2 protein-coding genes are annotated in these 1,153 nt (G+C 75.2%); both read right to left on the bottom strand.

What is annotated here, in order from left to right:
- Positions 1-186 (bottom strand): adenosylcobinamide-GDP ribazoletransferase (locus ACFFNX_RS50630; protein WP_512699894.1); only part of this gene is annotated, 186 nt, incomplete at its 3' end.
- A gap of 257 nt (positions 187-443) precedes the next feature.
- Positions 444-1,153: bifunctional adenosylcobinamide kinase/adenosylcobinamide-phosphate guanylyltransferase (locus ACFFNX_RS50625; protein WP_378213652.1), on the bottom strand; the 710-nt coding region annotated here is incomplete at its 5' end.

Here is a 1,153-nt window from a genome sequence, read left to right as displayed (position 1 = left end):
GAACCCCAGCCGGCCGGCGCCGACGAGCACCGCCGCGGCCACCGCGCCGACGAGAAGCCCGGCGACGGGCGCGAGCGTCATCGCCCACCGTGCGGTCTCCCGGTCCACCCGCCCGGCGCGCACCGGCACGACGGTGAGCAGCGAGACGGCCAGCCGCAGTCCGTCGTTCACGGGGCGGGCGCTCACGGGTGCTCCTTTCGGGTGCTGGTCGGCCGGTCCGCTCATGGCGGTTGCGAGAGGCGGCCGGGCGGTGGCGGGGTGGGGCGGGTGCTCGCGGGTGTTTCTTCGTTGGGGTCGGGTGCTGGTCGGCTGGTTCGTTCACGGCAGTTCCAGGACGCGGCCGGGTGGTGACGTGGGTGGTCTTCTTGGGTTCGGTGGTCGGGGTTGGGCGGGTGCTCGCGAGTGTTCTTTCGTCGGGGTCGGGTGCGCGTCGGCTGGTCCGCTCACGGCAGTTCCAGGACGCGGCCGGCGACGACGAGGGCGGTCTCCTCGGATTCGGCGGCCAGCCGCTGGTTGAGCCGGCCGAGCATGTCGCGGAAGGCCCGGCCGACGGGCGTCTCGGGGACGACCGACAGCCCGACCTCGTCGCTGACCGCCACCACGTGGGCCTCAGTGGACCGCCAGGCCGTGACCAGTTCGTCCACGCGCGGCTGGACGGCGCGCGGGTACTCCCACGCGCCGAGGGCGTCGAACATCGCGGTCAGCCACGTGCCCATGCCGTCGATGAGGAGGGTGCCGGACGCCGTACGGAGCAGGCCCGCCACGTCGATCGTCTCGGTGGTCTCCCACCAGCCGGGGCGCCGCGCGCGGTGCGCGGCGATGCGGGCGCGCCACTCCGGGTCGTCGGGACGCATGATGCCCGTCGCCACGTACGTCACGTCCGCGCCGGTGAGCACCCGCTTCTCGGCCTCCTCCGACTTGCCCGACCGCGCGCCGCCGAGGATGAGGGTCCGCCACGGCGCGGTGAACGGACGCCGCCAGCGCTCCAGGCGGCGTTCGAGCTCGGCCGGCGACGCGATCCGGTGGTCGACCTGGACGGCCTCGACGCGCGTCGCGGGGGTCACCGCACCGATGTGCCGCAGCCAGCCCAGGTGCGCCGGGTCGCCGGCCAGGTCCAGCAGGACGGCGTCGTACGGGCCGGGGGCGGACGGCC

This window comes from Actinoallomurus acaciae (assembly GCF_042429965.1).
In the GTDB taxonomy this organism is placed as follows: Bacteria; Actinomycetota; Actinomycetes; order Streptosporangiales; family Streptosporangiaceae; genus Actinoallomurus; species Actinoallomurus acaciae.
The sequence above is the reverse complement of the archived record's forward strand: the minus strand, read 5'-3'. Positions and strand labels throughout refer to the sequence as shown.